We start from the raw sequence: 9553 nt of genomic DNA, 5'->3' as shown, positions 1-9553 counted from the left end.
AATGAATGATCCTCTTAAAACAGAAGAGGTAGGTGAAACGAATCCTGTAGAAGAACAGGATTTAGTAGCACATCTAGATTCCACTCGTGAACTGCTCATTGCTTCTGAAATTAAAATTGAGGATGAAATGAATAATCTCCTTGAAAAAGAAGAGGTAGATGAAACGAATCCTGTAGAAGAACAGGGTCTAGCAGCACATCTAGATTCCAATCGTGAACTGCTCTTTCCTTCTGAAATTAAAATTGAGGATGAAATGAATAATCTCCTTGAAACAGAAGAGGCAGATGGAACGAATTCTATAGAAGAACAGGAACTAGCAACACATCTAGATTCCACTCGAGAACTGCTCTTTACTTCTGAAATTAAAATTGAGGATGAAATGAATAATCTCCTTGAAACAGAAGAGGCAGATGGAACGAATTCTATAGAAGAACAGGAACTAGCAACACATCTAGATTCCACTCGAGAACTGCTCATTGCTTCTGAAAATAAAATTGAGGATGGAATGAATGATCTCCTTAAAACAGAAGAGGTAGGTGAAACGAATCCTGTAGAAGAACAGGAACTAGCAACACATCTAGATTTCACTCGAGAACTGCTCATTGCTTCTGAAATTAAAATTGAGGATGAAATGAATACTCTCCTTGAAACAGAAGAGACAGAAGGAACGAATTCTGTAGAAGAACAGGGTCTAGCAGCACATCTAGATTCTGATTATGAATTGCTCATTGCTTCTGAAGTTAAAATTGAGGATGAAATGAATAATCTCCTTGAAACAGAAGAGACAGAAGGAACCAATCCTATGGAAGAACAAGATTTTGCAGCTCAACCAGACTCTAATCGTGAAATTATAAGTTTTTCTGAAACCGCTGGTGAGGATAAAATTATGAGTCTTACAGATACAGAAGATATGGAGAAAACCAATCCTGCAGGCCATGTCAGTGCATTTCCCGATTCAATACAAGGAAAAGTATGTTCTCTAACCAAAAAAATCCTAATTTCTACCCACGTAGAAATTGATGATTTTCTCCATGCTCCTATCTGTGGTGAGATAGCTAAAAATACATTTGAATTTTTTGATCAAAACAATCTCCTTTCTCCTCAATTTGAAACCAAACTAATTAATACTACGATGGATTATCCTGAACAGCCTAATTGTCGTTTGGTTCGTTCTAAAATAAATGAATGTATATTTTTAATGAAAAATGATACTTTTGATAACAATAATCAGAAGAATAATCCGTTTAAATCAGTTGCAGTTCCCTTACATAATACACAATCAATTAAAAAAGGAGAGACAAATAATCACTCTTGCACTTCAGATGACTTTATGAATATTAGAGTTCCGGTTGTAGTTGGAGAGTACAAAATTGAAATATGCCTGGAAGAATATTTTGTATTTGACAATGGAATTGCAGGCGTTAAAGACATCTCGAATGAGATAGTATTAACCAATAGTAGATTTGTACCTAATCAGTTTTCTCAATCATTAGGTAATGGGACTTGTACAGCGTTAAAGGGAAATTTAATTATTGAAGGCTTTATAAATCAAAATATTGAGTATACTGCATTGCACACTATGAGTGAAGTACTTGCAGAAAATGAGTCATTACTTCATTCAAATCAATTGTGCCAAAATATAGTATTAGAATTAGTCATTCATATGCTACAAGTACAGCAAATTCGAGTGTTGAGGGTCTAGAGGATAATTGAAACTTATTGTTCACGTCAAAAATCTTTTTTTAACTTCTTTCAGCAAATGCCTTTTGTAGCGAAAGCAAAGCGACAGCTACAATTCTGCCGAGGCATATTGATTATCAGTAAAATAACTAGTATATACGTCTATGCATATAGCTAATTACTACATATTCTAGCTATATAGAGAGCGCTCTCTAATACTAAAAAAAATGAAAAGAGGAATCTGTTTGAGTGATCAATTAGAAAATCAATGCCTTCCTTGTCCAGTGACATCGACTGAACAAATACCATTAGCTAGTGAAGTTACTCCAATACACGCTACACCAGTTACGGGTCCAATTATTAAAGTACCAGTTGTACTTGCAGAACCGACACTTCAAATAGTTGTGGAGTCGGATATTACGCTTACTCCAGCAGCAACTGAAATCAAAAGAGTGAAAAAAAATGTATTCCTAAATCAAGTTAAACTAGTACCGGTTAGCTTTGCACGTATTGGTACAACTGACTTTTTTAAGGTAACAAGGGCTAAATTATTTGTAGCAGGGCATATTCGGAAAAATATAGAATATGCTTCAGCAGCATGTAATGGGGCACTTCGAGATAGAATTGCCGATGTTCAGTTTTCTGGTTTTACAGATCTTACTTTCCCACAAACACCTGAAGGCCCTACTCCGATCTTTGGAATTTCCGAGTTTGCCGAAGTAAACTTCCTAAATGAAAATACTCAAATGGATGCTCGATTGGATAAGGCTTTCTTCCAAAATCTTGTTAAATACAATGAACAACCATTTGGCGAGTTAATAGCTGCAAACTTCTTTGAACTTGATTTTTCACCAATTATGGCAGCACCAGAAGGCACTTTCAGCACATTGCGTGAAAAAATTGTACTGGAACTTACTGTAAAAGTAGTGCAAGTTCAACAAGTTCGCCTTGGACCTGGAAGTCAAATAATAACTCCTGTTCTTTTAGGACTTACTCCTCCTGGTAATCAATGATAATTCATAGTTTTAGAGGATTATAATACATGAACTACCCACTACGTAGCTAATGATTGAAGTAGGAGTCTTCTGTCTGGAAATGATAAAAAGGGCTGTTCAATACAAAAAAATGTAATCATAAAAAAAGCCCTGAAATATTTAATGGCCATAGACAAAAATCCAAGAATTGAGTTGACAGTTGAAAATTCGGTCAATCTAATTTTCAACTGCTTTTTACAATTTATCTTCTTTCAGCAAATATTTTTTGTAACAAGTACTTTGTGTAAGCATAAAGGCGAATCCGGACGCAATTATCCCAAGGTATAATTAATTTACCAAAGTAACGAGCGGCCAAAAATCGTGAGTTTCCATCTCTAGGTTGTGCCTGAGTAAACGTCATTATGATTGCGAATAAATGCAGTCATGGTAAGGCTTGAAGGAGTAGGAAAAACCCATACTCAATGAGTAATTCTAACAATAAGAGCCGATTCAAAAAACTTTGAATCGGCTAAAATGCATAGTCCAAATAAACTTGTTGGAATAGGTTTGATTTTTTAGTAAAATCCCCTATTTAAGCATTGTAGGATTACCTGAACCCGTTGACCACGAATACAGTGGTAAATTTAATGTGCGTGTTCCTAAGACATTGCATAAGCAGCTGGTACAAGAAGCAGAAGACGAGATGTATCATTAAATCAATATGTTGTTTATAAGCTTTCTAAATAAGTTATCGAGGTCACGTTCTTTTGAGCGTGACTTTTAATTATACCTTGAGAGGTAGAGTATGACTTTGAAAGAGGAAAAATTAAAAGGGTCACGCGGAGGATAGTGACCCTTACTAATTTGAAGGTGTAAAGGATAAGTTTCATTATCCTAATAGTTATGAGCATTAGAGATGGTGTCGAGTATTAATAATATTTTGACATCATGAAACTAGCGCCGACAATAATAAGAAGAATGAATAGAACAACAATTAGAGCGAATGATGAGCCAGATCCATAACCACCATTACCATAATCTTGAGACATAATTAATTCCCTCCTTCCTATAATCTATAATATGAATAGTCGTTAAAGTGAATTGCGATATTCATCTATTTTACAAAAATAGAGACATATAAATTGAAATAAATGTTAAGACATTGGGAGTTCAAAGAAGAACAGGGGAATAGGGCTTCGGCTCTTTCTTGTGTTTCTTGGAGATTAGAGTGTTAGAACCTCTCAAAGATAGTGGGCATAAGCTGATAATATATGTCGAATTGAAAGGGTGTCTTGTTCATGAATCCTTATCTTCAATTTCCCTATCGTGATTATAGGTTGATGCCAAGCGATTTTTATTACTCCCCTTATTCTGAAGGATGGTCGATCTGGAACAATGGTGCTCCTGAATTTGATGAAAGACACAGTTTACCATCACAGCAACGACTTACCTTCGTGCTTGTCCATGGTTCTTGGGCCGATGCACAATTCTGGGACGGTGTAGCTGCAGAATTGCGCAGTCGAGGGCATGTCGTCTATACACCTGAATATGTAGGTCACGGCAAAGATCCGAACAAAAAGGTCACACATGCGATGATCACGAAGTCCGTCGTTGATTTTATAACGAAATGGAACCTACGTAACTTTGTTCTTGTAGGGCACAGTTTCGGAGGAACAGTCATCCAAAAGGTTGCAGAGCAGGTACCAGGTCGCATAAAGCGGCTTGTCTTCTGGGACGCGTTCGTACTGAAAGACGGAGAATCGGTTGCTGAGTTCCCGCCCCAAATGAGGCAAGGTTTTGAGCAGCTCAGAGCTAGCTCAACGGACGATACTATTATGCTCCCGTTTCCCCTGTTTCGAGATTCGTTCGTCAACACGGCCACTTTTGAGGAAGCTAAATGGATGTATGAAGGCGTCACTCCGGAACCGGCAAAGCCACTTTTTGAGAAACTGGATCTTAAAGCGTTCTACTCGCTATCTACGCCCAAAAGTTATGTCTATTTCTATCAAGACAACGCATTGCCACAAGGAGAGGGCTACGGCTGGCATCCGAATATGTCCAGACGACTCGGTCAGTTCCGGCTGATCGTAGGGGACGGAGACCATTTTACAGACACGCGTACAAGGCCTGCTATGGTGGCACAGAAGCTTTACGAGGCAGGTCGCGACTGATGTTCTGTGAGCAAGATTAAGTTAATGGTGAACTTTACTTATATAACCAGAAAAAAGACCACTCCGTGATTGGGGGGCACTGAAAAACTTACGCTTTTATAATAGCGAACCTTTTTCAGATAAAAATAATGCACTTCTTGTTCAATTTTGAACAGGAAGTGCATTATTTCCGTCTCTATTCCTTATTCATTTTTGTTTAGTAGCTTTAATATCCGTTTCAAATTGACAGCGAATATCGTTGTGGCACCCTGAATTTCCATGCCAAATAGACCCGCAGTCGATGCCATATCGTACCCGTGTCCATTTTTTAATTCACTATTCTTCGCTTCTACTTTGTAGCGATTTGCGGCTAATTGCTTAAATGCTTCCGTATTTTGAAATGCTTCTTGTTCGGCATGTGTATCTGACTTAATTGTGACAGAATACGTTTTACTTTTTGCGCCTTCTTTATAACAGCCCTCTCCTTGGACATACTTTGCATTTTTCAATATCAAAATAATATGTCTGACTTTGACTCTTACACGTTCCTTTTTTACCCGTACGTGCTTTTCTTGTCGCGAGATGACCGGCCTTACAAACAAACATTCCAGCGTCTTTATTACTTTTAAGAGATTCAGCTTTTCTTTGACAGCTGGTATTTGTGCAATTTGTGGTTCCTTTTCAATGACTGAAATGACTTCTTTACAGTAAGCTAATTCATCCTTTACTTCGTTAGAAGTGGTCTTTGTGGGGAATTTGCCTTTCATCGCTTCGTCTATTTTAGAGACAGCTTTTCGAACGAATGAGCATGTCTAATAAGCTTACGTCTTGGAGACGAAGCCGACGAAATTTTGTAAGCGAACTTGGATCAATGACCGGATCTTCTGGCGCCATATCCAAGAAATATTTGAATGACATATCATACTTTGAGCGTTCTACTAGGTCGACGTCTGATACATCATAAATCGCTTTTAATAATAAGTACTTAAACATGCGAATTGGGGGAATGGCATTACGTTCATTGTCTAAACAATATTTTGTTTTTAACTCTTCTAAAATGAATGAAAAATCAACAAGTTCATTGATTTGGCGAAGCATATTATCTTTTGGCACAACAATATCGTAGATCGACATGTATGAACTTAAATGAAGGGTTTCTTGATTTGAAATCATCGGGGACACCACCTGTACATTAATTCTTTTATTATAAAGGAAAGCGTGACTAAAATAATAGTATGATACATTGCGTTGTTTGGAGAAGCATCGCTCGACTCCTGCGGGAAAGCGAGACAGACGAGACCCCGCACGAAGCGAAGCGTAGGAGGAGGCTCGGCGCTCGCCCGCGGAAAGCGAGCGGAATGCTTCGGAAAACAACAGTAGAGTCACAATGCCAAATGAAAAAAGCGAGGTATTCGACGATTTAATCGTTGAATACCTCGCAATGTGAGATGATATGGACTTTTTCAGTGCCCTCCCATGATTGCGGCCTTAATTTTTGTCAAAAGCATGATAACTATAATAGAAGAAAGATCACCTTTTTATTGGTGGTCCTGGACTAGTGAGTTTGTGACGCTATCAACGCCCAGACGAAGATCAAGTTCTAAGGGAAAATTACTTTTAAGTCATAGAAACAAATGACAGGTACTAAAAATGGTGCCTGTTTTTGATGAAATATAATAAGCATAGCCAAAAAGCTAGGCTCATTATATTTATTTGTGCTATTATAAGACACGTTGATAATTTAATTTATTGTAGTGTACTCTTGAAAGGATGATATATATTATGAGTAACGAGCGATCAAAAATCGTGAGTTTCCATACTCTAGGTTGTAAAGTAAATCATTATGAAACAGAAGCAATTTGGCAGTTATTTAAAGAAGAAGGCTATGAACGTACGGAGTTTGATAAGCAAGCCGACGTTTATGTCATTAATACGTGTACTGTAACAAATACAGGGGATAAAAAATCACGTCAGGTCATTCGACGTGCTGTTCGTCAAAATCCAGATGCTGTTATTTGTGTAACAGGATGCTATGCTCAAACGTCTCCAGCAGAAATTATGGCGATACCTGGCGTTGATATTGTTGTTGGAACACAGGATCGTACAAAATTGCTTGGTTATATTGAGCAATATCTTAATGAGCGTCAACCGATTAATGCTGTACGCAACATTATGAAAAATCGTGTGTATGAGGAACTAGATGTACCAGCATTTACAGACCGTACACGTGCATCTTTAAAAATACAAGAGGGCTGTAATAATTTCTGTACTTTTTGTATTATTCCGTGGGCTCGTGGGTTAATGCGTTCTCGAGACCCTAAGGAAGTATTAAGCCAAGCACAACAACTAGTGGATGCAGGGTATCTTGAAATTGTCCTAACGGGTATTCACACAGGCGGTTATGGACAAGACTTAAAAGATTACAACCTAGCACAATTACTACGTGAACTAGAGGCGAATGTTAAAGGTTTAAAACGTCTCCGTATTTCTTCGATTGAAGCAAGTCAATTAACAGACGAAGTGATTGAAGTTTTACGTGAATCAAAAATCGTAGTTAACCATTTACACATTCCAATCCAATCTGGCTCTGACACAGTTTTAAAACGTATGCGTCGTAAGTATACAATGGAGTTTTTCGGTGAACGCTTAACTAAACTACATGAAGCTTTACCAGACTTAGCGGTTACATCTGACGTAATTGTAGGTTTCCCAGGAGAAACTGAAGAAGAGTTCATGGAAACGTATAACTTTATTCGTGATCATAAGTTTTCTGAATTACACGTATTCCCGTTCTCTCCACGTACAGGCACACCAGCTGCACGTATGGAGGACCAAATTGCCGAGGATATTAAAAACGAACGTGTTCACCGCTTAATCGCTTTAAATGACCAATTGGCGAAGGAATATGCTTCTCGCTTTGAGGATCAAGTACTAGAAGTAATTCCAGAAGAATTCGTGCATGATGGAAGTGATGAGGAAGGACTTTTAACAGGTTATTCAGATAACTACTTGAAAGTAGTATTTGAAGGTCCGGAAAGCCTAATCGGTCAGCTTGTGAAGGTGAAAATTACCCAAGCTGGATATCCTCATTCTAAAGGACAATTTGTGCGTGTATTAGAAACAGTTAGATAGTAAAAGGATTGCCTATCATTTTTTGATAGGACAATCCTTTTTTTTTGTTTCTTAAAAAAAATCTACATACTGAGCAGTAACTCAGTGGGAGCGAATCAAGTGGGATTTCTAAGAGTTACTAAAATTGTCATCTAATAAACAGAAAGAAATTAGACGACAACGTGAAAAAATGGTATGATGCCAAAGAGGTACGTACAACTTGTTGATAGAAGGAGAGTCTAATAATGGAACAAAATTTTGCGCGTATGATTGATCATACATTATTGAAGGCTGAAGCAACAAAAGAACAAATCGAAAAACTTTGTGCCGAGGCAAAACAATTTAGCTTTGCTTCTGTTTGTGTAAATCCGACTTGGGTAAAATATAGTAGTGAGCTTTTACAAGGCTCAGATGTTTTAGTTTGTACAGTAATTGGCTTCCCTCTAGGTGCTAATACTCCAGCAGTTAAGGCATTTGAGGCAAAAGATGCGATTGCTAACGGCGCTAAAGAAGTAGATATGGTCATTAATATCGGTGCTTTAAAAGATAAAAACTATGACCTTGTACAAGCGGATATTGCTGCAGTTGTTGAAGCGGCAAAAGGCAGTGCGCTAGTGAAAGTTATTATTGAAACTTGCTTACTAACAGAAGAAGAAAAAGTGAAAGCATGTGAGCTAGCGGTCGCAGCAGGGACTGATTATGTGAAAACATCAACTGGCTTCTCTACAGGTGGCGCTACAGTAGAGGATATTGCCTTAATGCGTAAAACAGTAGGTCCAGAGCTAGGTGTAAAAGCGTCTGGTGGTGTTAGAAGCTTAGAGGACATGAAAAAAATGATTGAGGCTGGAGCAACTCGTATTGGAGCAAGCTCTGGTGTAGCCATTATGAATGGGTTAATTGCAGATTCTAATTATTAAGGTTACTTAAATCAAATATAGTAGTGGTTGTGGGGCTGTTCTTTACGAACTAGCCCCACTTTTATTTAAACTTGGACTTCATGCCGCTGCTGCAGTCCAGCTATATAATGCGCCTAGATAGGTTTTTTAGATCCTCTGCGATAAAAGGGAGGCTCTGTACTTTCATTGTGTCCAAGTACTAGCCTTGCCTAAATGGATGGCTAAAGGGGGCTTAATTTGATAAGAATTAAACAACTTGAAAGTGCTTAACTACAATAATCTGTAGTTAGGCTCTTATATTTTTATATCAAAATTAAATAACCAGGTGTGTTGATTAGGAAAAAGTAGGTTTATTATTGAGCGATAAAAGGATTTTTTTGTTGATATATTGCTTATGTATACCCATTTTTAACTGATTAAAGCGAGTTGTACGTTGCGAAAATCAGCTTCTACTAATTAGATTCATCATCAAAAGTTGTGGATAGCATTTGTTTTAAAACGTTTGTCATGCATATAAGTTGATTGGAGTGGAGACTGGGCGACTCCTCGGGGATCTGCAATAGAGGAACGAAGGCTAAGAGCATCACGTCCTGTGATAACGCCTTCGTGACCAACATCGTGTTGGCCCGAGACACTGGAGCGAGCATCGCGAGTGAAGCGGCTCATCGGACGCCCCCAGGAAGCTCTGCTCTGCGCGAAAGCGAAGCGTCAGCGGCAAATGTTTTATCTGTGCGAAAGCGAA

Annotated in this window: 8 protein-coding genes and 1 pseudogene; 7 read left to right on the top strand and 2 right to left on the bottom strand. The window is 38.1% G+C overall.

Annotation, left to right across the window (positions count from 1 at the left end; all coding sequences use genetic code 11):
* The 3 genes from ACVWXS_RS25315 to ACVWXS_RS25305 all read left to right on the top strand — a co-directional run.
* Positions 1–1702, top strand: a 1702-nt coding sequence (locus ACVWXS_RS25315) for a BC_2427 family protein (RefSeq protein WP_456960620.1), incomplete at its 5' end; no start/stop codon positions are given.
* A gap of 223 nt (positions 1703–1925) precedes the next feature.
* Positions 1926–2693, top strand: coding sequence for a CsxC family protein (locus ACVWXS_RS25310; RefSeq protein ID WP_456960619.1), 768 nt, complete (start codon positions 1926–1928; stop codon positions 2691–2693).
* Between the two features lie 610 nt (positions 2694–3303).
* Positions 3304–3369, top strand: coding sequence for a hypothetical protein (locus tag ACVWXS_RS25305; RefSeq protein ID WP_368635989.1), 66 nt, complete (start codon positions 3304–3306; stop codon positions 3367–3369).
* Positions 3370–3583: 214 nt separating this feature from the next.
* Here the strand turns inward: ACVWXS_RS25305 and ACVWXS_RS25300 are convergent, their stop codons facing one another.
* Entirely contained in the window at positions 3584–3703 is a 120-nt protein-coding gene (locus ACVWXS_RS25300; RefSeq protein ID WP_368635904.1) for a YjcZ family sporulation protein, read from the bottom strand.
* A 249-nt stretch (positions 3704–3952) separates the two neighbouring features.
* On the opposite strand from ACVWXS_RS25300, the gene ACVWXS_RS25295 reads away from it, so the two are divergent.
* Positions 3953–4825, top strand: a complete 873-nt coding sequence (locus ACVWXS_RS25295; RefSeq protein WP_456960618.1) for an alpha/beta hydrolase — start codon at positions 3953–3955, stop codon at positions 4823–4825.
* A 182-nt stretch (positions 4826–5007) separates the two neighbouring features.
* Here ACVWXS_RS25295 and ACVWXS_RS25290 read toward each other — a convergent pair.
* Positions 5008–5977: pseudogene (locus tag ACVWXS_RS25290) on the bottom strand (transposase).
* A 609-nt stretch (positions 5978–6586) separates the two neighbouring features.
* Between ACVWXS_RS25290 and mtaB the strand changes: the two are divergent.
* The 3 genes from mtaB to ACVWXS_RS25275 form a co-directional block, all read left to right on the top strand.
* Positions 6587–7936 carry a tRNA (N(6)-L-threonylcarbamoyladenosine(37)-C(2))-methylthiotransferase MtaB gene (gene mtaB, locus ACVWXS_RS25285; protein WP_456960617.1) on the top strand — a complete coding sequence of 450 codons (1350 nt, stop codon included), beginning with the start codon at positions 6587–6589 and terminating at the stop codon, positions 7934–7936.
* A 224-nt stretch (positions 7937–8160) separates the two neighbouring features.
* Complete coding sequence (gene deoC / locus ACVWXS_RS25280; protein ID WP_374965894.1) at positions 8161–8832, top strand: deoxyribose-phosphate aldolase; 672 nt, start codon at positions 8161–8163, stop codon at positions 8830–8832.
* 501 nt (positions 8833–9333) lie between these two features.
* The coding region (locus ACVWXS_RS25275; RefSeq protein WP_456960616.1) for a hypothetical protein at positions 9334–9553 on the top strand (220 nt) is incomplete at its 3' end.

The organism is Lysinibacillus sp. TE18511 (assembly GCF_054062295.1).
The sequence above is the reverse complement of the archived record's forward strand: the minus strand, read 5'-3'. Positions and strand labels throughout refer to the sequence as shown.

What these genes read in the sequence shown, in the direction of transcription:
- ACVWXS_RS25300 (WP_368635904.1), bottom strand. Translation starts at nt 3,703, where the DNA reads ATGTCTCAAGATTATGGTAATGGTGGTTATGGATCTGGCTCATCATTC.
- ACVWXS_RS25295 (WP_456960618.1), top strand. Translation starts at nt 3,953, where the DNA reads ATGAATCCTTATCTTCAATTTCCCTATCGTGATTATAGGTTGATGCCA.
- mtaB (WP_456960617.1), top strand. Translation starts at nt 6,587, where the DNA reads ATGAGTAACGAGCGATCAAAAATCGTGAGTTTCCATACTCTAGGTTGT.
- deoC (WP_374965894.1), top strand. Translation starts at nt 8,161, where the DNA reads ATGGAACAAAATTTTGCGCGTATGATTGATCATACATTATTGAAGGCT.